General features: G+C 72.1%; 31 protein-coding genes and 1 pseudogene. 7 read left to right on the top strand and 25 right to left on the bottom strand.

The window, feature by feature from the left end; genetic code table 11:
• Positions 1-79: 79 nt before the first annotated feature.
• The 25 genes from ACN20G_RS36940 to ACN20G_RS36820 form a co-directional block, all read right to left on the bottom strand.
• Positions 80-352 carry a hypothetical protein gene (locus ACN20G_RS36940; protein ID WP_424217749.1) on the bottom strand — a complete coding sequence of 91 codons (273 nt, stop codon included), beginning with the start codon at positions 350-352 and terminating at the stop codon, positions 80-82.
• Positions 349-639, bottom strand: a complete 291-nt coding sequence (locus ACN20G_RS36935; protein WP_424217748.1) for a hypothetical protein — start codon at positions 637-639, stop codon at positions 349-351. Before ACN20G_RS36935 ends, ACN20G_RS36940 begins: the two co-directional genes overlap by 4 nt.
• Positions 640-780: 141 nt before the next feature.
• Positions 781-1,311, bottom strand: coding sequence for a hypothetical protein (locus ACN20G_RS36930; RefSeq protein ID WP_424217747.1), 531 nt, complete (start codon positions 1,309-1,311; stop codon positions 781-783).
• Positions 1,302-1,499: a hypothetical protein gene (locus tag ACN20G_RS36925; protein WP_424217746.1), complete on the bottom strand. Its 198-nt coding sequence runs from the start codon at positions 1,497-1,499 to the stop codon at positions 1,302-1,304. The genes ACN20G_RS36930 and ACN20G_RS36925 overlap by 10 nt, the downstream gene beginning before the upstream one ends.
• 17 nt (positions 1,500-1,516) lie before the next feature.
• A complete protein-coding gene (locus ACN20G_RS36920; protein ID WP_424217745.1) occupies positions 1,517-2,065 on the bottom strand; it encodes a hypothetical protein in 549 nt (182 codons plus the stop codon).
• 44 nt (positions 2,066-2,109) lie between these two features.
• Positions 2,110-2,832, bottom strand: a complete 723-nt coding sequence (locus ACN20G_RS36915; RefSeq protein ID WP_424217744.1) for an NUDIX domain-containing protein — start codon at positions 2,830-2,832, stop codon at positions 2,110-2,112.
• 20 nt (positions 2,833-2,852) lie between these two features.
• A complete protein-coding gene (locus ACN20G_RS36910) occupies positions 2,853-3,284 on the bottom strand; it encodes a DciA family protein (protein WP_424217743.1) in 432 nt (143 codons plus the stop codon).
• Complete coding sequence (locus ACN20G_RS36905; protein WP_424217742.1) at positions 3,281-3,799, bottom strand: AAA family ATPase; 519 nt, start codon at positions 3,797-3,799, stop codon at positions 3,281-3,283. The genes ACN20G_RS36910 and ACN20G_RS36905 overlap by 4 nt, the downstream gene beginning before the upstream one ends.
• Before the next feature lie 33 nt (positions 3,800-3,832).
• Positions 3,833-4,267 (bottom strand): RRQRL motif-containing zinc-binding protein, encoded by a 435-nt coding sequence (locus tag ACN20G_RS36900; RefSeq protein ID WP_424217741.1) that lies wholly within the window; start codon positions 4,265-4,267, stop codon positions 3,833-3,835.
• Positions 4,268-4,296: 29 nt separating this feature from the next.
• Entirely contained in the window at positions 4,297-4,470 is a 174-nt protein-coding gene (locus ACN20G_RS36895) for a hypothetical protein (RefSeq protein ID WP_424217740.1), read from the bottom strand.
• A gap of 104 nt (positions 4,471-4,574) precedes the next feature.
• Positions 4,575-4,928: a hypothetical protein gene (locus ACN20G_RS36890; RefSeq protein ID WP_424217739.1), complete on the bottom strand. Its 354-nt coding sequence runs from the start codon at positions 4,926-4,928 to the stop codon at positions 4,575-4,577.
• Between the two features lie 86 nt (positions 4,929-5,014).
• The gene (locus tag ACN20G_RS36885; protein WP_424217738.1) at positions 5,015-6,559 is read right to left on the bottom strand and encodes a DUF2637 domain-containing protein; all 1,545 of its coding nucleotides are present in this window, start codon (positions 6,557-6,559) and stop codon (positions 5,015-5,017) included.
• Between the two features lie 511 nt (positions 6,560-7,070).
• Positions 7,071-7,310 (bottom strand): hypothetical protein, encoded by a 240-nt coding sequence (locus tag ACN20G_RS36880; RefSeq protein WP_424217737.1) that lies wholly within the window; start codon positions 7,308-7,310, stop codon positions 7,071-7,073.
• 100 nt (positions 7,311-7,410) lie between these two features.
• The gene (locus tag ACN20G_RS36875) at positions 7,411-7,620 is read right to left on the bottom strand and encodes a hypothetical protein (RefSeq protein ID WP_424217736.1); all 210 of its coding nucleotides are present in this window, start codon (positions 7,618-7,620) and stop codon (positions 7,411-7,413) included.
• A 51-nt stretch (positions 7,621-7,671) separates the two neighbouring features.
• Positions 7,672-8,262 carry a hypothetical protein gene (locus tag ACN20G_RS36870; protein WP_424217735.1) on the bottom strand — a complete coding sequence of 197 codons (591 nt, stop codon included), beginning with the start codon at positions 8,260-8,262 and terminating at the stop codon, positions 7,672-7,674.
• A gap of 152 nt (positions 8,263-8,414) precedes the next feature.
• Positions 8,415-8,636, bottom strand: a complete 222-nt coding sequence (locus tag ACN20G_RS36865; protein WP_424217734.1) for a hypothetical protein — start codon at positions 8,634-8,636, stop codon at positions 8,415-8,417.
• Positions 8,637-8,643: 7 nt separating this feature from the next.
• Positions 8,644-8,970, bottom strand: a complete 327-nt coding sequence (locus ACN20G_RS36860) for a hypothetical protein (protein WP_424217733.1) — start codon at positions 8,968-8,970, stop codon at positions 8,644-8,646.
• Between the two features lie 18 nt (positions 8,971-8,988).
• Positions 8,989-9,162: a hypothetical protein gene (locus tag ACN20G_RS36855; protein WP_424217732.1), complete on the bottom strand. Its 174-nt coding sequence runs from the start codon at positions 9,160-9,162 to the stop codon at positions 8,989-8,991.
• Positions 9,159-9,332: a hypothetical protein gene (locus tag ACN20G_RS36850; protein WP_424217731.1), complete on the bottom strand. Its 174-nt coding sequence runs from the start codon at positions 9,330-9,332 to the stop codon at positions 9,159-9,161. Before ACN20G_RS36850 ends, ACN20G_RS36855 begins: the two co-directional genes overlap by 4 nt.
• A 319-nt stretch (positions 9,333-9,651) precedes the next feature.
• The gene (locus ACN20G_RS36845; RefSeq protein WP_424217730.1) at positions 9,652-12,030 is read right to left on the bottom strand and encodes a hypothetical protein; all 2,379 of its coding nucleotides are present in this window, start codon (positions 12,028-12,030) and stop codon (positions 9,652-9,654) included.
• A 141-nt stretch (positions 12,031-12,171) separates the two neighbouring features.
• Positions 12,172-12,678 carry a hypothetical protein gene (locus ACN20G_RS36840; protein ID WP_424217729.1) on the bottom strand — a complete coding sequence of 169 codons (507 nt, stop codon included), beginning with the start codon at positions 12,676-12,678 and terminating at the stop codon, positions 12,172-12,174.
• A 1-nt stretch (position 12,679) separates the two neighbouring features.
• Positions 12,680-13,477 (bottom strand): hypothetical protein, encoded by a 798-nt coding sequence (locus ACN20G_RS36835; RefSeq protein WP_424217728.1) that lies wholly within the window; start codon positions 13,475-13,477, stop codon positions 12,680-12,682.
• Positions 13,474-13,737 (bottom strand): hypothetical protein, encoded by a 264-nt coding sequence (locus ACN20G_RS36830; protein ID WP_424217727.1) that lies wholly within the window; start codon positions 13,735-13,737, stop codon positions 13,474-13,476. Before ACN20G_RS36830 ends, ACN20G_RS36835 begins: the two co-directional genes overlap by 4 nt.
• A gap of 49 nt (positions 13,738-13,786) precedes the next feature.
• Entirely contained in the window at positions 13,787-13,981 is a 195-nt protein-coding gene (locus ACN20G_RS36825; RefSeq protein ID WP_424217726.1) for a hypothetical protein, read from the bottom strand.
• A gap of 119 nt (positions 13,982-14,100) precedes the next feature.
• Positions 14,101-14,514 carry a hypothetical protein gene (locus tag ACN20G_RS36820; RefSeq protein WP_424217725.1) on the bottom strand — a complete coding sequence of 138 codons (414 nt, stop codon included), beginning with the start codon at positions 14,512-14,514 and terminating at the stop codon, positions 14,101-14,103.
• A gap of 729 nt (positions 14,515-15,243) precedes the next feature.
• Here ACN20G_RS36820 and ACN20G_RS36815 point away from each other — a divergent pair.
• From ACN20G_RS36815 to tpg, 7 genes and pseudogenes are all read left to right on the top strand, one after another.
• Complete coding sequence (locus tag ACN20G_RS36815) at positions 15,244-16,056, top strand: GntR family transcriptional regulator (protein ID WP_424217724.1); 813 nt, start codon at positions 15,244-15,246, stop codon at positions 16,054-16,056.
• A gap of 263 nt (positions 16,057-16,319) precedes the next feature.
• The gene (locus tag ACN20G_RS36810) at positions 16,320-17,645 is read left to right on the top strand and encodes a hypothetical protein (RefSeq protein ID WP_424217723.1); all 1,326 of its coding nucleotides are present in this window, start codon (positions 16,320-16,322) and stop codon (positions 17,643-17,645) included.
• A gap of 7 nt (positions 17,646-17,652) precedes the next feature.
• The gene (locus tag ACN20G_RS36805) at positions 17,653-18,243 is read left to right on the top strand and encodes a GNAT family N-acetyltransferase (RefSeq protein WP_424217722.1); all 591 of its coding nucleotides are present in this window, start codon (positions 17,653-17,655) and stop codon (positions 18,241-18,243) included.
• Positions 18,200-18,556: a helix-turn-helix domain-containing protein gene (locus ACN20G_RS36800; RefSeq protein ID WP_424217721.1), complete on the top strand. Its 357-nt coding sequence runs from the start codon at positions 18,200-18,202 to the stop codon at positions 18,554-18,556. Before ACN20G_RS36805 ends, ACN20G_RS36800 begins: the two co-directional genes overlap by 44 nt.
• An 875-nt stretch (positions 18,557-19,431) precedes the next feature.
• Positions 19,432-19,614 (top strand): annotated as a pseudogene (locus ACN20G_RS36795) (helix-turn-helix domain-containing protein); the annotation flags it as partial.
• A gap of 552 nt (positions 19,615-20,166) precedes the next feature.
• The gene (locus ACN20G_RS36790; RefSeq protein WP_424217810.1) at positions 20,167-21,006 is read left to right on the top strand and encodes a hypothetical protein; all 840 of its coding nucleotides are present in this window, start codon (positions 20,167-20,169) and stop codon (positions 21,004-21,006) included.
• A gap of 147 nt (positions 21,007-21,153) precedes the next feature.
• A complete protein-coding gene (gene tpg, locus ACN20G_RS36785; protein ID WP_424217807.1) occupies positions 21,154-21,708 on the top strand; it encodes a telomere-protecting terminal protein Tpg in 555 nt (184 codons plus the stop codon).
• The last annotated feature ends 42 nt before the right edge of the window (positions 21,709-21,750 follow it).

Here is a 21,750-nt window from a genome sequence, read left to right as displayed (position 1 = left end):
AAGAGGCCCCCCGGCAGCGATCTGCCGGGGGGCCTCTTTGCGTTCAGGGCAAGGCCCCAGATCCGAATCAGGGTGAGGGTCAGGGGCCCGCGATAATCCAGGAGACAAGGCACGCGTCGAGGTCGGGGACGTGGCGGTAGACGACGGTGATGCCCCGGCCGCCGGTCACCTCGGGCGTGATGTCGATGGCGTAGGACTCCGAGGCCGGGTCGGCATCGGGCAGGCCGCGGACTCCGTCAGGGGTGGGGTCGTCCTCCAGGAGCCGGCGGATCAACTCGACCGCGCCCTGCTCCCTCGGGGTCAGTTCGGCGAGGGCCTTGGTGGCGGCGTCGCCGAGGAACGCGTAGCTCACGCGGCGCCCGCCTCGGCGATCCGCCGGCGCAGTTCGGCGGCGACGTCGTCGGTGGGGCGCATGACCTCGGCCATCGCGGCGGGGTTGAGGTGGAGCAGCACGCGGTGTCGGTATGCCTGGGCGATGGCGCGGACGGCGCCGAGGTCGTCGAGGACGACGGCGCCCAGCTCGCGCTCCAGGGCGTTGCTGTCGCCGTCGAACCCGTAGCGGGAGACGGCGGCGCGCAGTTCAGCCAGCGTGCGCATGGGCGGGATGGGGTGGGGCTCGGGGGTGGGTTGGGCGGTCACGATGTCTCCTTCGTGCGGGGTCCCGGCCCGCCGGGGGCCAGGACCATCCTGCCGGGTGCGGGTGACTGGCGAGGGGTCATCACGGCATCGGGTGCGTCCGGGGTGGTCCGGCCCGTCGGGTCGGACCACCCCGGGCGGAGGTCAGTACTTGGTGATGTAGACGGTCTGCCGGAGGGTGAGGGCGCGGGTGTAGGCGGCGTGGGCGGCGGCGATGGCGTCGCGGCGGTGGTCGGGGTCGGTGATGGTGAGGGCGGTCTCCAGGAGGGAGTCGCCGAGCGCGGTCCACTCCTGGCTGTCGTAGGGGGAGTCCGGGAGTCCGGCGTGGGTCAGCGCGGGGGCCAGGGACACGGGCGGGGTGGGCTGGAGGGGGAGGCTGGGGGCGAGCTCGGCCTGGGTGCGTTCGGCGACGAGGTGCTCGATGCGGGTGTGGAGGTCGGCGATGTATCCGTCGGCCGCGGTGGCCTCGCCGGACTGGCGGCCGCTCTCGGTGAGCGCGGCCGTCAGGCGGTCGGTGAGGTCGCGGACCTGGTCGGCGTGGGCCTCGCGGAGCGCGGCGATCTCCGCGTGGAGGGCGATGCGGTCCTCGGCGGCAGCGCGGAGGCGGGCACGGGTGCGGGTGCTGAGGTTGAACACGAGGATCCTCCAAGAAGGGTCGGTGCTGGTCAGGGGCATGGCGGTGCGGTGGGGGTGATCTGGTCCCATCCGGCGACGACGACAGGGCCGTGGTCGAGGTCGATCCGGTAGGCGTCGTCGCGGTATCGGGCGGTGACGACGCCCTGGTCGCCGGGACGGGCGGTCGCGCCGGCGGGGGTGGTGAGCGGGGTGGTGATGGTGACGCGGGTGCCGATGGTGAAGCGCATCTCGGGTCCGGGGCGTGTCAGTGGCCGTCGGGGTCGGCCTCGGGGTCGGTGAACTCGATCGGCTTGCCCAGGCGTCGGGCGTAGGCGATCTCGGCGCGGGTCGAGACCCCAACGTGCGAACCGACGATCACGACGTGGTCGGCGGCGCGGATGCGGGCCAGGTGCAGGGCTCCGAGGCGGACTCGCTCGTCGGGGGTGGTCGGGCGGCAGGTGCGGATCGGCTTGAGGACGATCCGCCCGGCCTGGGTCTCCTCGCGTTCACGGGCGAGCATCTGCTCCCAGTACCGCATCGATCCGCACAGGACGACGGTGGTGGGCTCGGTCTCGGCCCACTGGTCCGGGTCGTGTCCGGCGGTGAGGGCGGCGGCCCGGGCGAGGCCGTAGTGGCCGGTGTCGGCCTGGTGCTCGGCGTGGGCCCGGAGCAGGGCCGGGTCGACGAGGTCGGGGGCGACGTCCGCGAGGGCCTGGCGGAGCGTCAGCGCGGTCCAGGCCAGGGACGCGACGCGCAGCGGGCCGGTGACGGCCTGCCGCAGAAGTTGCTCGGTGATCTGATCCGGCGTGGTCACGGAGGTGTTCCTCTCGGTGGTAGCGGGACGGTGGGGGGGGGTGGTCAGCGGTCGTGGGTGTCGAGGTGGTCCAGGGCGTGGCGGAGCCAGGGGCGGTGGGCGGGGTAGAGGGTGCGTCCGGTGGTGGTGATCGCGGTGTCGAGGGCGGTGAGGGTGGGGGCGGGCCACCAGGTGGCGTCGGTCGCGTCGTCGGCGGCGACGGCGTGGATCGGGGCGGGGAGGTGGTAGAGGGCGGCGGTGGTGGTGATCCAGGCGTGGTCGGTGGTCCGCCAGTCGTCGACGATGCCGCGCCCGAGGATGACGGGCTGGTGTCCGGTGAGGTCGATCCCGGTCTCCTCGCGCAACTCGCGGATCAGGGTCTCGGGGGCGGTTTCGCCGGGGTCGACCATGCCGCCGGGGATGGCCTCGACGGCGATGTCGGACCGGGTGATCAGCAGGACCCGCCGGTCCCGGCCGTGTCCGGCGGTGACGATGGGGTCGGCCGCGCAGTTCTCGGCCCACCGGCCCAGGTTTCGGCCGGTGCGGCCGGTACGCCCGTGGGGGTGCAGGGGCCAGCCGCGGGCGTCGAGGCGGTAGGGGACGAGGGCGGCGGCCTGGCGGGCGGGCCAGTCGGTGACGTCGGCGGGGGTCACGGCGGCCTCGGCCCAGGCCGGGACGTGCCCGGCGAGGGCGGCGGGGCTGAGCTCGGACGGAGTGGCGTCCATCGGCCGGTATCCGGGCCAGGGCATCGCCCAGTCCCGCAGGTCGGCGGGGATGGTGTTGGTCATGGTGGGTGGCTCCCCAGGGGTCAGCGGTGCGCGGTGAGGGTGTGGACGACGCCCGGCCCGAGGGCCTGGGCGAGGAGCGCGAGCAGAGAGGGGGAGCGGTAGCGGAGCTCGGCGGCCCAGGCCGGGGAGGCCGGGCGCAGGTGCAGCACGCCGTCCTGATGGCGGACCGGGGTGAGGCCGGCGGCGGTGGCCTCGCCGACGAGGTCCGGCCACCGGTCGATGACCCCGGCCGTCGCGACCGGCCGCTCCCAGCCGCGCTCGGCGGTGAGGCGTTCGAGGGCGGCCATCAGGGAGACGGGTTCGCGGCCGGCGCCCCGGGCCTCGGTCCGAGCCGCCCGGGCGCGGCCGGTGGCGATGGTCGGGGTGGTGCCTCGGGTGCGGGCCTGGGCGCGGGCCGCGGCGAGGGCCGCGCGGGCCAGATCCACGCCCGAGGCCGGGGCCGGGGTGGTCATCGGCGGGTCCGGGTGGCCGGGGTGGTCTGGGCGGGGAGGGCCGGGATCCTGGCGCCGTTGTGGACGGCGTCGAAGCCTTCGGCGAGGAGTTGTTCGCGGGTGGGGAGGAGGGCGTGGTGGTCGCGGATGACGTGTTCGGGGACGACCCGGGGCCTGGCGGCGTTGCGGGCCAGCACCTCGTTGAGGGGGGTGTCGAACAGGATCGCCACGCAGGGGCGCTGCCAGTAGCGGGCACGGGCGAGGAGCGTCGCGCGGACGTGACCGTGGACGTTGCAGCTGTCGACGATGACGGGCAGGGCGCGGGAGAGGCGGGCGTCGAGGAGGAGGGACTGGATCTGGGCGGCGACGGGGGTCGCGGACTGGTCGGCTTCGGAGTCGGTTGCCGCGCCTCGGTAGGCGTCGAGGGAGAGGCGCCAGGTGGTGGGGTGGTAGGCGGCGTAGGTGGATTTGCCCGAGGCGGGCGGGCCGACGAGGACCACGACGCCGGCGGGCAGGTGCAGCGGAACGGTGAACATGCGGATCTCCAACTCGGGCAGGTGGCGGGTCGGTCAGGAGGGAGTCGGGGCGGGGGCGGGGAGGTAGCTGGTGGGGTCGGCGGGGGTGCCGTCGGTGCACTCCAGGCAGGCGCCGAGGGTGCGCAGGGGGAGGCAGTGCCAGTAGCGGCGGTGGCAGCGGGGGCAGGTCTGGCGGGCGGCCATCGCCCGGTCGAGGGCCGCTTCGCGCGCCAGGGTCATCGGGCGTATCGGGGCGGCGAGGTCGATGCGGTAGAGCCAGGCCCAGCGAGCCCCGCCCCGGCACTCGATCCGCGCGACGGGCTCCTGGCCGCCCGGGCGGAGCCGGCGGGCCATCAACTGCCTGCGGGTGGCGAGTCCGGGCGGTGCCTGCCGCCAGCGATGGATCGGGAGGGTCCCGTCGTCGTGGGGGTCGACATCGACCAGGCCCTCGTCGGTGGTGGTGTCGGGGGCGGGCGCGGTGCGGGTCACGGTGCTGCCTCCGGGTCGAGGTCGGGGGGTCAGAACGGGGCGACGGTGTCGGTGGCGCCCCACGTGGTCTGGTCGGTGGGAAGGCAGTCGCAGGGGATGTCGCCGTGGACGTCGTCGCCGTCGGCGAGGGTGTGGGAGCCGCGGCCGCCGCAGTCGGGGCAGGCCGGGTCGGGCAGACGGAGCAGGGTGCGGGTGGTGCGCATCGGGGTCTCCCGGGTGCCGGTGGGGACCGGCCGGGCGGGCTGTCCGGCCGGCGAACTCCACACCCCGGAGTGGGGGTGTGGGGAACGCCGGTGGGACAGGCCGGTCAGGAGGCGCCGGTCTCGATCTGCCAGGTCCACGGCTCGCCGGTGTCGGCGGCGCGGGCCGCGCTGTCGGCGAGGAGGCGGGCGGTGGCGCCGAGGGGGCGAGTGGCGGTGCTGTAGCGGGTGGTGGACAGGCGGGCGAGGAGGGGGGCGAGGCGGGCGGCGTGGTCGGCGGGGACGGTGTAGGTCTCGCCGGTCACGGCGTCGGCGGGGGCGGCCAGGAGCCGGACGACGGCCTGGGCGCCGTCGTGGGGGAGGGTGGCGGAGGCGTAGCCGATCAGGGCGGTGAGGTGGGCCAGCGGGTGGATGTCGTCGCCGTCGAGGCTGCCGCCGTGGGACGTGATCGCGTATTTCACCTCGGGTGTCCTTCCGGAGCGGGATGATGGGTTCACGGGCCCCCCGGCGTCACGAGCGCCGGGGGTCTCGTGCGTGTGGGGGATCATCAGGTCGTGGTGGGGGTGTAGCCGGAGTTGATGAGGTCCTGGGCTTCGCGCCGGTAGTCGGAGGCCGTCGGCGGGGACACGGCGAACTCGGTCTGGATTTCGGAGAGGGGCACGTTCTCTGCGTCTCCGCCGGCGGCGAGGATGAGGCGGGCGACCCGGCGGATCATCCGCTCGCGGGGCCGGAGCCGGTTGGCGTCCTCGATTTCGAGGGCACGCGCTTCGACTTCGGACGCGCCCAGTCGGGCTTCGGACGCGCGCTTCCTGGCTTCGGCCTCGTCGGCCTTGAGCTGTTCGGTGCGGGTGATCGCCTGCTGCGTGCGCTCGTCTTCTTCGGCCGCGCGCCGGGCGACTTCGGACGCACGGCGTCGGGTTTCGGCAGCGGCGTTCGCGATTTCGGCAGCGGCCTTGTCGTGTTCGGCGGAAGCCTGGCGGGCCTTCGCGATGGTCTGGGTCTCCACGGCCGCGGTCTCGGCGGCGGCGACCCGGTCGAGGTCGGCCGCTTCCTTCCGCTTCTGCGCTGCCGCGCGCTCCAGTTCGGCGGCGCGGTCGTCTGCGGCGGCCTGCCGCTGCCGTTGTTCGGCCACCTCGCGGTCGGCGGTGGCCTTGCGGGCGAGAGACTCGGCGGTCTCGGCCCGTTCGCGGGCCTCGGTCTCGATCTCGACGACCCGGCGGGCGATCTGGACCTGTCCGTCCATCTCGGCCTGGGCGGTCGCGGTCCCGCCCTCGGCCAGGATCCGGGTCCGGTCCCGGTCGCCCTTGGCCAGGATCCGCTCGCGTTCGTCGGCGATCGCGGCCAGCTCGGTGGCCTGTTCGGCGGCTGCCTTGTCGCGCTTGGCCTGCTCCTCGCGGAGCTTGGCGTCCCGCTCCTGCGCGCGGGGCAGGTCCAACGCCTCGGCGACGGTGTAGCCGTACTGGGCCATCTCCATCGGCAGCTTCTCGTCCGCCGTCGCCTGACTCAGGTCCCCCTTGTACTTGCGGGAGAGCCACTGCTCGTAGCCCAGCCGCTCCTGGTCACGGCGAACCATCTCGGGGTAGGAGGAGATGCCCCACAGGCGCATCCGCTTGTAGATGTCGCTGGTCGCGCCGGGAGCGAGAACCCAACGGATCACGGGAATCCGGTCACGGGTGCGGGTCTTGGTCCGGGGACGCAAGATCCGGTCGATGGCATACCGACCGATCTCCACCACGATGATGAACAAAATCGGGACGGTGCCGTGGGCCAGGACGGCCAGGACGTCGATCAGCTCCCACGCCCGGCCCTTCTCGGGCAGGACGCTGCCGCCGTTGAGGACGACGGTGACGCCGGTCAGCGCCCACACGGGGAACCGGACCCAGCCGATGGGCCGGCGCAGCCACGCCATGACCAGGTCGATGCCGATCATCACGATGATGCCGACGTCGACACCGATCGCGAACAGGCGGCCGTCGTGGAGGGTGGCGAAGTGGAGCCTGCGGTGGGCGAAGGAGGCGACGTTGTTGAACGAGAGGTACAGGCCCACGGCGGCCAGGGCGGCGGCCGCCAGGACGATCACGGCGATCACCACGCCCTGCCAGAGCGTGATCTTCTCGCGCCCCGCGGCCGCCGGGTCGACTCCACCGGGGGAGGTGTCGGTTCCGGTTCCGGTTTCCGTCCCCGAAACGCCCTCGGGCGTCTCCGAAACGGCGGGCCACGTCTCCGAAACGAGCGCGGGCGTCTCCGAAATCGGCTCGGGTGTCTCCGAAACGGCTCTCGGGGAGGAGGTGTCGGAGAGGACGTTGCGGCCCCAGTCGAGCAGTGTCACGAGTGGTCTCCTGATGGTCGGATCGGTGGCCCCGAAGCGGGGAGGCGTGCTCCCGAAGTCGGGAGCCGCGTCCCCGAAACGGGGGTTGGACAGGGCCCGGGCGGGCCCTGAACCGTCTGCCGGAACGGGTGGTTCCGGCGGTCTGTCATCGTCGCCGCCGAAGCGGCCAACCCTCGATTTCGGGTGCTCCCGAAACGGGGTCGGGTGCTCCCGAAGTCGAGGACCGCGTCCCCGAAACGGGTCCGGGTGCTCCCGAAACGGGCCTCGCCGAAGGTCAGTCCTGGGTGGGGAAGGGCCCGACGAGCTCGTGGCGGCCGCGGACCATCAGCGCGGCGCGGAGGTAGTCGGCGGCGAGGTCCTCGTGGATCCGGCGCCCCTGACGCGCGAACACGATGGCCTGCACGTGCGCGGGGGTCAGCTCGCTCGCGCTGCCCAGCTCGCGGGTCTCGCGGGTGCGGACGAGGTCGATGACGATCGCCAACAGGCGCTGGTGGCGGTAGGTACGGAGCAGCATCAGGTCCTCCAGTAGGCAGTCGGGGCCGGGTCGGTCCGGCCGGCGCACCCCCCGCTCCGGGGGAGGGGTGGGGCGGGGAGCACGCCGGTCGTACCGGCCGTCAGCGCGGGAGCTGGTTGGGCTGGAGGTCGAACCAGACGATCGCGCAGTGCTCGACGCGGTTGTGCTGCTCGGCGTGCCGCTTGAAGTCGTTCATCAGGCTCCGGCGGGTCGTCCCGGGGGCGGGGGTGATCGTGGCGTGGGTGGTGATGTGGTCGCCGCCCGGGGTCCGGAGGGTGATGGCGATGGCGTACTCGACGGGCTGGGTCACGGGGTGGCTCCCTGATCGGTGGTGCGGCGGGTCAGGACGGGTGAGGGCGGGTCAGAACTGCGGGGCGGTGGCGGTGAGGGTGGGGGCGGTCAGGCGCAGGCGGTAGGTGTGGGCCTGGTCGAGCACGGCCGTCATGGTTTCGGCGGTCTGCTGGGGCTCCGGGTCCAGGGCGTCCATCGCGGGCCTCAGCGGCTGGTGTCCGGCGGCCTGGATCTGGATGTAGGCGCGGTCACTCAGCCACGAGTCGGTGAAGAAGGGCCGGCGCAGGGCATGGGCGGCGCGTTCGCGCCACATGTCGATGGCGATGCGGGCCTCGTCCACGGCGCAGACGTAGGCGTGGTGCGCGGCGTGCCAGGCGTTCGCGGTGGTCAGGGCGTCCCAGCGGGTCTCGACGGCGTCGAGGAGGTCGTCGCGGGCCTCGCGGGCGGTCTCCTCCTCGGCGAGGAGGTAGCGGACCTCGACGTAGCGGGCGACGGTCTCGGTGAGGGCGACCAGGCGCATGCCCTCGTCGTGGACGTCGGCGCCGGTGGCGTCGGGGTGGGCGGCCCGCCAGCGGGTCATCGCCGCCTTGAACTCGGCGTCGGCGGTCTCGTAGTTGCCGGTGATGCCGTCGATGTCGAGCGGGAGCAGGTCTCCGAACACGGCGATCTCCTTCGGGATCGTGGTGCGGTGGGTGGGGCCGGAGGGTCGGTGTGGCCCGTGCACCCCCCACCACGCCCGGCCCGAGAGGGGGCCGGTGGGGGTGGGGAGCACGCCGGTCACAGCGGCCGGTCAGACGGGGGTGACGGGGATGGTCACCGGCCGGCGCCCCGCTTGCGGAGGGCCGCGAGGACCGTCCAGATCACGGTGATCTCGCAGGCCAGGGCGATGATGTGGACCGGGCGGGGGAGGGACGACCACCAGTCGACGATGGTGGTGAGGACGAGGGCGACGGTGTCGGCGTAGACGGCGCCGAGAACGACCCCGGCGAGGCCGATGCCGGTGTTGATGTACCGGGTGCGGGTGGACTGGAGCATGGGGTCCTCAGATCTCGTCGGCGGGGATGGTGGGGTGGACGGTGGCGCGCAGGGCGCGGACGTAGGCGCGGGCCTCGGAGCGGGTGGTGGTGACGGCGAGGACGTCGTCGTCGGCGGGCAGCGACGCCTCGGTGACCATCCAGCAGGGGGCGCCGTCCATGTCGACGACGGGCTGGATGCGGTAGCGCTGCGTGGGGATGACGGTCCAGGCGACGACCGTGAGGACGAGGATCACGGTCCAGAGCTGCGCGGGGATCGGGCCCAGGAGGTCGTGGGCGACCATCTCCGTGGAGCCCAGGGTCACTCCGGCGAGAACGGCGTGTTTGGTGGTCATGGCGGTCTCCCCTTTGGGTCAGCGGTTGAGGTGCGCGGTGATCTGGGCGGAGAGGGCGGCGGCGGCCTCGGCGGCGTGACGTATGGCGTCGGCGGCGGCGTTCGCGGCGGCGAGCTGGGCGGCGGCGCGCTGCTGCGCGGCGACCATCTCGGCCTCGGCCTGGCGGCGCATGGCCTCGGCGTCGGCGCTCACTTCCGGCTCCCGTCGCGGTCCTGGGAGGGGGTGCCGGTCGGGGCCTGGGGGGTGCCGGGGACGGGCCGGTCGGGGGTGGGGTAGTAGCCGCCGCGGCTGGCCTGGTACTCGGTCGCGTGGCCCTGGAGCCTGGGGTCGTCGGGGGTGACGGACGGCTGGCGGAGTGCCATGATCGTGTCCTCCACTTCGGTGGTTGGCCCTGGCCGGGGAGCTGTGAGAGGTGACCGGCCGGGGCCGCTTGCGTGGTGCGGGAGTCGGGGCCCGGGCCGGTCCGGCGGTCGTTGCCGGACCGGGTGGGTGCCGCAGGGGGGTCATTGGGCCCCGGACGGCCCTGTGGGGGCCCGAAACAGGGGGTGTGGGGCCGGGAATGGCCGTAATGGCTTTCGCAGGTCAGGAACGGTTTTTGAATGGCTGGGCAATGACCGGCAATGGCCGTGCGCGGTCATTGCCGAGGGCCGTTCGGTCATTGCGCGGCCATTGCCCGGCCGTTCAGTCCAGGGGGTCGGCGGGGAGGTTGCCGATGGCCGCCTCGACGTCGGCGAGGTAGTAGCCGCGCAGTCCGCCGATCTCGTGGATCTTGGAGGAGGAGAGCTCCGCTTTCTCCTTCTTGAGGAGCCGGGCGAGGGTGCGGCCGACCTCGCGCAGGCGGTCCTGGTCGCTGCGGTCGTCCCACGCGGACCAGGTCTCCGGGTCGCCCTCGCGCAGTGCCTCCTGGAGCGCGTCGAGGGTCAACCAGGCCGGGTCCTGAAGGTCCTCGAACGCGGCCCGGATCCGCCCCAGCGTCGAGGGCCTGGCGCTCCGCGTGCCCGACCCGTCGGCCTCGCCGGACGCGGTGGCGGGGTCGGCCTTCTTCCCTCCCCTGGCGCAGAACTCGACCAACTCCGACCACCGGGTGCTCAGGCCGGCCTCGGTGAGGGTGGGGATCAGGTCCGGGAGCCCGGCCGCGGCCCGCTCCGCGCCCAGGCGTTGGGCGACGACCGGGTCGATCTCGCGGAACTTGTAGCGGATCGGACGGCGGTCCAGGCCCGCGACGGTGCCGTAGACCTGGCCCGCGTCGCGCTTGATGTACGCGTTGGTCGCGGGCTCCAACAGGTCGGCTCGGTAACCCTCCGCGATGGCGCCCTTGCCGAGGAGACCGGTGATGTCCTCGCCCCGGCAGGACCCGAGCAGCTTGCCCGCGAGCTTGGGACCGATCGCCTTGCCGAGCGCGTCCTTGGTGCCGAACTGGGATCCGCCGAAGACCCACACGCCGTCCTTGCGGCCGCGCAGCAACAGCAGGATCAACATCTCCTTGTTCTCCTCGGACAGGGCGGGCCACTCGTCGACGAACACACACAGCGCCGGGTGCAGGGGGCTCGGGCGCCACTGGTTGCCCCAGCCGTAGGAGGCCCGCATGTGGGCGCGGACGCTGGAGAGTTCCAGGAGGAACTCCAGAACGGCCCCGATGGTGGTCTGGTTGAAGGCGTTGAGGGTGATGGCGGGGCCGAGTTCGCCGACGCCGGTGTTGATGGGGTCGAGGTTGATGAGGACGGCGTCGCGGGTGGAGGTGACGGCCTCGGCGAGCGCGAGGAGCATCCCCGATTTGCCCGCGCCGGAGTCCGCGACGATCAGGAGCATGAGCCCGGCCAACGTGAAGACGAAGGGCACGGAGTCGATCGCGACACCGAAGTCGAACGGGTCGAGGATCGAGGTCGAGCGGGGGGCGCGGTAGGGGAGCGGGCCCAGGACCTCGGGGGTGAACGGGTCGCGCAGGAGCATGCGCAGGATCGCGGTGTCCCCGGAGTCCGGGTCGCCCTCGACCAGCAGGCCCGCGCGCCGCAACTTGAGCGCGGTGATCAACCGGCCGTAGTGGACCTCCTTGTGGAGGACGTCGGGCGACCCGGTCGCGAACGTGACGCGGGCGGACCATCCGTAGGGGGTGGCCTCGACGTCGGTGACGGCCTCGATGTCGAGGTCCTCGGCGAGCAACGCCCGCCGCACCGCCTCCGTCGCCTCGGCCACGGTGGTGGCCTTGGAGATCGGGAACGGCCGCTCGTCGACCTCGGCCTCGGCGGGCGCCTCGGCCCCGGCCGGGACCGACGTCGGGGTGTCGGCCCCGGGGATCGGGTCGAGTTCGGGCGTCGAGCAGAGTTCGGCGGGGATCGGCCGGACCCCGAGGGCCAGGGGGTGGCGGCCGACCCACCAGGCGGCCCCGGCCAGGATCGGGATCGCCACCAGCCCGGCCAACGGCGCGGCCAGGACCAGGCCGATCGTCGTCAGCCCGACGGGCAGGACCACCCCGGCCGCCCGGGCCAGCGTCCGGGTCGTGCGGTGGTGCCGGATCTGGTCGGGCGTCGGCTGGATCGCCGCCAAGTCCAGCTGCTGCTTGTGCAGGACCTTCGCCGCCGTCGAGTGCAGCTTGAGGTTGACCCCGGCGTCCTTGAGGCGGGCGGCCTCGCCCGCCGTCAGGCCCCAGTCGACCGCGTCCCTGGTCAACTTGGCGGTGCGCTTGGTCAGACGGGTCACCTCCGCCCGCACCTCCTCGCGCTGTTCGTCGCGCAGGTCCAAGTGCCGCTTGACGAGGTGCCGGCGGATCTCCTCGTCGGACATGTGGGCCACGGTGGTCCAGTGGTGCAGGCCCCGGGCCAGGTCCCGCAGCCCGGGCACGACCTGCGCACCGGCGGCCCGCAGGATCGTGGCCGCGGCCTGCGCGACGGTGCGGCCGGACGGCTCGGCGCGGTGACGACCGCCCTCGGCGTCCTCGCCCCGACGGGCCGGGGCCGGGTTGGTGGTGGTGCGGGTTCTGCGGGAGTCGGATCCGGGGGTCTCGTCGTCGACGAGCTCCGCCCAGACCCACTCGCCCTCGAAGGGCTCGATGTCGCGTGCCACGGGTGTCTCCTCCATCAGGGCAGGCAGGGACAGGGAAGGGGTGGTGCGAGAGGGATGTGCGGGTGGTGCGGGCTGAGGTGGACCGGCACACGCCGCTACTCGGGCGCGGGGTGTGCCGGACCGTCACGGCCCGAACCGGACTCAGCCGGAGAAGGCCCAGTAGCCGATGTTGTTCGCGACGGGGATCATGACGCCGACGACCATGCCCATGAAGCCCAGGGTGGTGCCGTAGCAGACGCCGAGGACGGCACCCAAGATCATTTCTTTGGCTTCCTTGAGCTTGCCCTTGGCGGCGTATGCCTTGACGCCGTACCAGGTCAGGCCGCACAGGCCGATCGCGGCGCCACCGGCACTGGCCGGTTCGACAGGGGTCCGCAGCGGGTTGGGCGCGAGCTTCGCGCCGCTGAGGGTGTCGACGGCGGCCTCACCGCCCGAGTTCATGCCCAACCTCAGAACCCCGGCGAGCTCACCGAGCAAGCCGCCGCTGTTGACGGTGACCAACAGCACGAACACCGCGACCAACAGGGTGGTCTTCCAGCTCTTGAGGAGCTTGAACTTGAGGCCGGCGATCAAAGCGACCGTGGCCATCGCACCGAAGACGAGCGCGCCGAATCCGGCGTTCGCGACGTCGTTGTCGAAGATGTTCACGTCAGGCTCCTGTGAGTAGGCGGATGAACCAGCGGCCGGTCAAGAACCCGAAGCCGCATATGGCGGCCCAGATCGCGGGGCGGGTGACGAGCCAGCCGAGGCGGCCGTTGAGGAACTTCCAGGTCCAGCGGCCGAGGACAGCCGCACCGTGGCAGGTGGCGCGGCAGATCCCGCCGATCGGGCCGGGCACGACCTGGCCGACGAGGAGCGGCAGGGCCAGGCCGAGGGTCATGGCGGGGAGGGTCGGGAGGTCGCCGACGCGCAGGTCGCGCAGGAACTCGACAACCCACATGGTGGCGGTGTGGTCCCCAAGCGGGATCATGGTCGCCGCGCCGATCGCGAGTGCGTTCCGCCTGAGCTGCAACCGAGCCCAGTCGATCTCGTTGCCCTCGGAGTCGTGCCGGTTGAGGCCGGTGGCCAGGCCGATCGCGAGGTCGACCCAGGACAGGCCCAGGGCGGCGGAGACGGCGGCCTCGGCAGTGCGTCCGGCGGCGTCGGCCCAGGCGGCGGACCGGTCCGGCCGCGACGCGACCGCCTCCGGGGCGCCGTCGAGGTCGAGGTCGGGGTCCGCGTAAGCCTCGGCGGCGGGCGCCGAACCCTGCGCGGGGATCCCGACCGGCCCGGACGGGGCGCCCGCGCCCGTCACCGGGCACGTGCGGTACTCGTCGGAGGCGAGCGCGCACCCGGGCCGGATCGGACACCCCGCGCACAAACCCACCGGGGCGTCCTCGGGCTTGCGGTAGAACACCGGGAACTCGTCCGCACCCGCGCCCGGTTCGGCGGCGGCGTCGGTGGTCATCGGCCGGCCCCGTCGGTGCCCGCCTCGGCGTCGGCACCGAGCCGGTACTGGCGGTAGTGCAGCCACAGCCACACCGCGTACTCGTCCCCGTCCATCGGGGCGGGCGCGGTGCCGGCGGTGCGCTGGTGCGGCGGCAGCTGCTCGGCGGGGACCTGGCCGTGGCCGGTGGTCCGGCCGGGCAGCCGGGTGACGGTGACCGGGGCCACCGCGACCATCAGGCGACGGCGGCGGAGTCTGCGCAGGGTCGTGATCGAGTGCACGGTCGTTCTCCTGACACGGGGTCGGTGAAGAAGAGGAAGGGGGAGGGGGTCAGCGGCGGCGGCCGCGGCGGGAGTGCCGCTCGCGCTCCGCCGCGTCCCACGCCCAGCCGTCGCGGTCGGCCTGGGCCGCCTCGCGGTGGTGGCGTTCACGGCGCTTGCGGGCCGCCTTGTCGCTGGCGGACTCGCGGCCGCTGTAGGTCTCGCGGTTCGAGGACTCGGATCCGAACAGGCCGAAGAAGGCCATGACGAACTCCAGGAAGTGGTTGGGGTTGGGCCCGCGCGGCCGGGCGGCGCGGCGGATGCGGGATCCGCCGGCGCCCGGCCGGGGCCTGGGACTACAGGGCGAGCAGGGGTGCGGTGGTGCTACGCGGCCCAGGCCCGACCGGCCCAGCGGCCGTCGACCAGGGTCCGCGTCGTGGTGGCCTGCGTCGGGAGCGGGGTCACGGACTCCGGCTCGGCCTCGTAGCCGCGCCCGTTGTCGTCCCGCTCCATGTCCTCGATCCAGCCCGCGAGCAGACCGAGCCGACGCGTGGTCACCCAGCGCTTCGCACCCAGCTCGGCGGGGAACGCGCCGCTCTCGGCGAGCATGTCGACGAGGGCGGACTGGCGGGTCTGCTCGGCGAGACCGGACTCACCCTCGACGGGGCCGAGGAGGAGGTCGACCTCGACGCCGAGGGCGGCGGAGAGGGCGATCCGGTCGACACCGGCGACCGTCGCGGCCGCCAGGTGGTCGGCGGGGTAGCGGGTGGAGCTCAGGGGGTGGGGCATGCTGTCCATGCGATTCACTCCTGTGCTGGGAGATCGCACCTCGGCCCCGCCACCCTCCGCTGCAACGAAGGGACTACTGGTGGGGCCGAGGCACGTGCGGACCGAGGCGGAACAACGCCTCGACAGAGCGGGATCGAGCACCTCCGCGCTCTCCACCGCCCACCGGCCTGGCCACGTGGACCGGTCGGTGGACGTCTGGGCAGCGCGAGCTGCGAAGTACGGGGTGGTTCAGGTGCGCGGCCTTCTGCCTTCCGCGCTGGTCACCTTTCGTCCGGGAGGTGACGTGCCCGCGACCACGGCTCACCTGCCGGGTCGTGCGATGTGCCGTATACCGGCTGGGACCTGTCGTCGCGCCGCCGCCGCGTGGTGCTGCGGGGGGAGGGTGATCGCTCGGGGTCCGTGGCACGACGCGGGTTTGCTCTCGCTCCCCTGCGGCGTACCGCCGTTCACGGTGGCCGGGATTCTGGCTCCGGCCCTGCCCTTCAGACGCGTCCGACAGCCCCGCAAGGGCTGGGGTCCGGTCACCCGTGCCGCAACACCCGACCGTGCTGGTCAGGGGCGGTAGTCGTCACCCGGCGGACTGCGTCTCCAGTTGTCAAAGGACAAGCGCTTCCTTGGCTCGCGGCCTCTACGAGGTCGGGCGTCCGGGCGCGGTGGTGCAGGTGGTGCAGGCATGGCGGTGCTCTCCCGAAGCCGAGGCTTTCCCTTGGGCTTCTTTTGGGCTAGCTCTATTCCAGAATGAGGCTAGCCCTTAAAGTTGTCAACAAGGGGCTAGCCTCTAATGCGAACTGGCTGATGAGAGGAGTTGAGATGCGCGGCTACCGAGACCTGGCAGACGTCCTGCGCCAACAGATCACGGACGGGGTGTACTCACCCGGTGCCGTGCTGCCCCGGATCACTGACCTGATGGCGGAGTACGAACTCTCCCGGCAGACGGTCCGAGAGGCCATCGGGGTGCTCAGCGACGAGGGGCTCGTCGTCACCAAGGGGCGCGCCGGAACCGTCGTCCGTCACCGGGTGCGAGTACGCGTGCCGTTGAGTCGGTACACCCGCACGCTCTCCACGTCACCCCGCGGCCCCTGGGAGACCGCGTGCGCCGACCAAGGGCTCGACGGGTACATGCAGGTGGTCGGGGTGCACCGCACAGACGCCGACGAGGAGACCGCCGAACTCCTAGAGGTACCTGCCGGAACCCCTTTGGTGGTGCGGCACCGACACGCGATGCTGGGGCGGGAGGACGTGGTACAGATCCAGCGCGCCTCGTACCCTGCGGTCCTCGCCGACGAGGTCGGGCTCGGGGACGACACCAAACGGGTCGGTGGGGCGCTGGCGGCGTTCGCCGCCGCCGGCCACACGCCGACAACCGTTTCCGAGCACGTTCTGTGCCGGCTCCCCACATCTTCGGAGGCCGACGAGCTGGAGATCAGCTCGAAGGTCACCATCCTCGCGATCACTCGGGTCACCCGGGCCGCCGAGCGCGTCGTGGAGGTGCTCACGACGACTACGCCAGCGGACCGGGTGGAGCTTTTGTACGAATCTCTCCCTCTGTGACGGTCTCTCATCAGGTCCTCCTCGTCATCAGCTGTGCGGAACTGCTGATCACCAGCATCTGATGAGGGAACATGACCACACGAGGTCCTGTATCCGCCCTGAATGAGACCACCATCGGACATGAGGCGGACCACTACCGGACCAGGGCCTGTGCTCTGCTGACAGACCGGCCATCCCGGCCGACACTGCTGGAGCAGAGCACGTGATGTGACTCGGGAGGGCCGGTGGCCGGCAGACGACGGAAGGAAGGACCGCACACGTTCTTGGAGCAGCTGCTGTGGGACCGCCCGCAGACGAAGCCCGAGGTCGTGGAGGAGTACCTCAGGTTGGCGGGTCAGCATGGCGAGGACGCCACGATGAGCGTGCGTCACCTCAGCCGGTTAGCCAGCGGCAAGCGCGGGGATGCCAAATCCTCGAACGAGGATGACGACGAGTTCAAGAAGCTCGCGACCAACCCCGTGACAAGACGTGTTCTGCAGCTGATGTTCGGGCACCCGCTGGAAGTACTCCTGGCCAAGCCGGGGGATGCGCTTCCGGTCGCGGCGCCCGGATCCGCCTCCGGGCTGCTCCTCCCCATGGGACAGCCCCCTGCAGACCGGGAGTTGATCAGGATGGCTGCCGAACGGTCCAAATCGTTCCTCAACGCCGCCCGCCCGAACCTGACGACCAGCGTCATGGACCAGATCCACGCGGACGTCCAGGCCCTCGCAACGGACTACCCCCAGCGCCCCCTGTCCGAACTACTGCCGGATCTCATCGCCGCTCAAGACATGATCTTTTCCCTGGTCGAAGACCCCCGACAGCCGGCGCAAGCCCGGCAGTTGTACTGGCTGGCCGGTGTCGCCAGCGGGCTGCTCGCCAAGGCCAGCCACGACCTGGCAGATCCGCGTGCGGCAATGACCCAGGCTCGCACCGCGTACCTCTGCGCAGAGCGTGCCGACCACGCCGGCCTGCAGGCATGGATCCGCGGAATTCAGTCCCTGGTCTCGTACTGGGCCGGCCGCCCCCGCGACTCCGTGCGGTACGCCCAGGACGGCGCGGCCCTCGGGGCAACCAACACCTCTAGCGTTTGGTTGGCCGCCAACGAGGCCCGGGCCCGCGCCGCCCTCGGGGACATCGACGGCACCCGAGCCGCGATCACGCGTGCCGAGACAGCCTGGGACACCGTCCGGGAGGACGAGGTCGACGAGTTGGGTGGCCTCTGCCAGTTCGGACAGGTACGGACGATCTATTACGCGGCGGAGGCATCGTCGTGGCTTCCGAGCCAGAGCGCAGCGACACAGGAGTACGCGCTGCGCGCCGTCGAGGCGTACCAAGACCGCGAGGGACCCGAGTGGGCCTTCGGCGACGAGGCCGGCGCACGATCGGCGCTGGCGGTCGCGCGGGTCCAGGCGGGTGAGGTGGAGGGAGCTGCCGAGGCCCTCGCCCCGGTGCTGAGCCTCCCCCCGGGCCAACGCATCAACGGGATCGTGCGCGCAACCAAGCAGGTGCACCGGGCATTGCGCGACTCGCCCCAGGCCGCCGGTGGCACGTCCCTCCAAGAAGAGATCGAAGTGTTCAGCCGGCTGCCGTTGCAGCTGCCGCGATAGGAGATCCGTGTACCCCATCCGTCTGGAGGGCGACCGAGTCGTCCTCCGCGAGTTCCGCCAGGACGACGTGGACGACGTCCTGGCGGTCATCGGCGACGACGCCGTCACGGCCTCGCTATCGTTCGACAGCCGCACCCGCACACAGGCCGCGGCCATGATCGAGGGGACGATCACCCGGGCTCAGGGAGTTCCCCGGAGCGAGTACTACCTGGCGATCACCCCACGTGGTACGGACGACACCGTCGTCGGATTCGTTCGCATCGCGTTCGCCGGCGTCCAAGCGGCCAAACTCGGGTACGCCGTCGCGGCCCGTTGGTGGGGCCGCGGGTACGCGACGGATGCCGCCCGCGTCCTCACGTCGTACGCGTTCAACAGTCTGGGGTTGCACCGCGTCAGCGCAGCCATCGGGCCTGACAACAACGCCTCAATGGCGGTCGCCGCCCGCCTGGGCATGCAACGCGAGGGAGTGCTGAGGGACCACGTCCACACCGGAGGAGTCTGGCGCGACAGCGTCCTGTACTCCGTGCTCGCCCACGAGTGGGCCGGAACTCCAGATGGGCCCGCGTCGGACGAGACAATCGCGACGGCAGCACAGTAGAGTGAATGTGACTTTGACTGTGACTGCCGTTGTGGAGGGTGCGATGCCCAACTTGAACGACGCTGTCGACGCGCTCTTGGAGCAGTCGCTCGACCTCCCGGCGCCTGCGGCCCGAGCGCGCCTCCGCAAGGCGGCCAAGCTGACTCAGGAGCAGGTGGCGGAGGCCCTCGGGGTCACGCGCTACCAAGTGATTCGATGGGAACGCGGAACCGCAGAGCCCAGGCAGCCACACCTCGCAGCGTACCGACGCCTCTTGGACGGCCTCGCCGCCAGACATCCTGGGGCCGTGTCCGAGACCGCGCCATCCAATTGACCTTGCAGTTCACGGCCCGAGGACCTAGATCCGAACCAGACACACCGGGACCTACGCCCTCAGCCACCTGACCGATTCGCCAGATGCTGCACGACCTCTTCTCCATCAGGTAGAACGGGCTCACCAGCCGCGAGAGGACCACATGCCCCCGTAGAAAACACGAAAGCCGCCCCCTGTGTCACCAGGGAACGGCCCTCGTCTTACATCACGACTCGCTCGGTTCCAGCCAGCCCGAGTCGCAGGTTCGGCAGTACGCCGGGCGCCTAGCACAAGGCCCGGCCACCACTGCCAGGATAGCCAGATCCAGGGGCACTACACATCACCACCTGGGTGATTTCTGGCTACACCTGCCGTGACCTGCGACTCCTTGCTCACAAGGAGTCCCACCTCATGTACGCCCCGCGCCGGCCCCGCGCGCTTGCCGGCCTCACCTCGTCCCCTGTCGCGGTCGTGTCGACCGTCGATGGCGGGGGTGTCTCGCCCGTCGTCGCCGACCGGCGACCCTTGTCCACAGGCACCGACCGTCAGGGTCGGGGGATGTTCTTGCTGCACACCGTCCCGTCCCGTCTCGCGGTCCGTGTGGCCGTCGGAGTCGGCGGTTCGTCCCGCCGGCCGGTCCCGGCGACCCTCCGAAACGGCGTTGTCCGCTTTGGCCGGTCCAATCGGGGCATGACCAGTTGTTCTGTTGCCCCTCGTGCCGTCCGCGACGGCGGTCTCGTCGTCGGTCCGTGTTCTTTGTCCACAGCGGTGTTCCCCGTGCCCTGTCTGCCTGTCTTCGTCGGGTCCGTTCGGCGTGGGCGTCGTGCCCGTGTGCCGTGGTCTTGGTCGAGGTCGGGTGTGGGGCGGGTCGAGGTTGTCGAGGGTGGTGTGCCTCGATGAGCACGGAGGCGTTGGCGTACGTGGCGACGTTGTTGATCGGGGACACGACGCGGAAGTACATCCTGTCCCGGCTGGCTGACCGGGCGGACGAGCGGTTCTCGTGTTTCCCCTCGATCCCGCTGTTGGCGGCCGAGGCGGAGGTCTCCGACCGGACGGTGCAGAGGCACTTGGCGGAGTTGCGCGCGCTGGGGGTCATGTCCGACAAGGAGCGACTGCGACCGGACGGGTCGACGGCGTCGAGCAGGTTCTATCTGCACGGGCCCTGGGACGACTACGCGAGGACGGGTGTCCCATTCGCGACGATCAAGACGCCGAAGCAGAAGCGGGCCGAGCAGTGGGCGGAGCAGCCCCGCGAGGGCAAGTTCCGCGAGGGGACTGCGGCGGCGCGCGCGGTGAGCGTTAAATCGAGTGTTTCCGCAGGTCAGCAGGGGGTGACGTCTGTGACGTCCCCGAGCGCCGAGGACACCGAATTCGTTAACTCAAGCGTTTTCGCAGCTCAGGAGGGGGTGACACCGGCGTCACCGGGGGGGGTGACGCCCATGTCACCGGCCCCGGTGTCACCGGTGTCACCCCTTGAACCGTCAGTAAGAACCGTCACAACAGAACCTCAAGCGCCTGCGGCGCGTAGCGCCGGTGACGGCCGTAGGCCCTCTACCGGTACCGGCGCGCGCGCGAAGGGCGGCTCCGCCGCGTCCGGCGGCGCCAAGGCGCCGAAGGGGTCGTCGTCGAGGTTGAGCAAGGCGGAGGCGGCCGCGGTGCGGGCGGTGGAGGCGGCGTGGCCGGCCGAGCTGGTCGAGCTGCTGCCCCGTTACCGGCCGCCGGTGCTCCGGGACGCGATCCTGGCCGCGCTGGGGACCCGGACCCCCGAGCAGCTCGCGGCCCGGATCGCCCGGCGGTGGGACGCCCACGGCTACGCCCGCGATCTGCACTCCGCCGAGGGCAAGGGCATCGGCTCCCCCGTCGGCGTTGCGGTCGGCCTGGTCCGCGAGCCGGCCGACTGCCCGGACCTCGCCTGCGAGGACGGGTTCATGGTCGACAGCGGTCTGCCGTGCGGGACCTGCGCCCAACGGCGGGCGGACCGCAAGACCGCTCACCGCCGCGACCGCGTGGCCTCGTCCGGTGCCGAGGCTGGGACGGTTCCCGGGCCCCGGACGTCCGCACCCCCGGTGGCTCCGGCTCCGTCGGGTGGGCGGCGGTGGCAGTGCATGCTCTGCCCGACCTCCGGCGAGGGCCGGCCGCCGGCCGACCACATGTGCGACACCTGCCGCGCCGAGGACCTGGCCGACCAGGCCCGCGTCGAGGCCGACGCCGAGACCCGCGCCCGGGCGGAGGAGACGGCTCAGGCCGAATGGATCGCCAAGCAGCGCGACGAGCGCGCGCTGCTGGAGCCGGTCTGGGACGTGATCCTGGCCGACGCCTACGCCGAGCACTCCGACCGCCAGGCCCCCGAGGAGGTCCAGGCCGCCCGCCGGGCCGCCGAGGACGCCGACATCGAGGCCGCCCGAACCCGGTTCCTGGCCGCGCACCCCGAACTCGCCGGCTACCGACAGCCCGCCGAAGCCCCGTTCTAGCCTCCCGACGGCCGCCTGACGGCCCGTGAACCCCTTCAGGTCCCATGACTCCCATCCGGGGCTTAGAGGGGCTCAGGTGGCCGCCGGGGGGCTCGTGGGGATGGCGTGGCGGCAGTGGTTCTGTCAAACGATCTGAAAGCAGGCCAGATGGATCTCATCGGTGACGGGTTGGAGAAGGCGGTGGAGGCGGCGTTCACGCGGCCGATCCCGAAGTCGGCGGGCGCGCGGGTGCGGTTCCTGGTGCGGTCGTTGAAGTCGACGCGGGAGGTGGCCGCGGTGTTGGGGATCAGCCGACGGACGGTTGAGCGATATGTCCGCGATCAGATCCACACACCGAAGCCGGACCTCGCGGCGCGCCTGGAGCGCGAGGTCCGCGCTCGGTGGCAGCCGCTGGTCCGCAAGCGGGCACGGGACCGTGCGGCGTCGGTGTCCGGGATCGTGGTGGAGACGCGGGCCAGGTTCGGTTTCACCGCGGCGCCGGGGTCGAGTGATGACGCCCGGACACGGTTGATCACGCAGGCGCTGCCGCCGTTGTGGGCAGGCCGGCTCTTCGACGCCCGGGCCGCCGGCGCCGACGAGGGCGAGCTCCGGCAGATCGTGGCGGAGGCATTGGGCGAGGTGTACTTCCGCGACGGCGGGTCGAGGGCGGCCGGGCTCGGCGTGGAGTTCACCGACATCGACTACGTCGAGCTGGAACTGTGAGGACCGGCGGTGTCTGAGCCGGCGCCCGGGCCGGCCGCGCCC

It is taken from the genome of Streptomyces dryopteridis, from assembly GCF_049606955.1.
In the GTDB taxonomy this organism is placed as follows: domain Bacteria; phylum Actinomycetota; class Actinomycetes; order Streptomycetales; family Streptomycetaceae; genus Streptomyces.
Note: the sequence above shows the minus strand (reverse complement) of the source record. Positions and strands in the feature narration are given on the sequence as shown.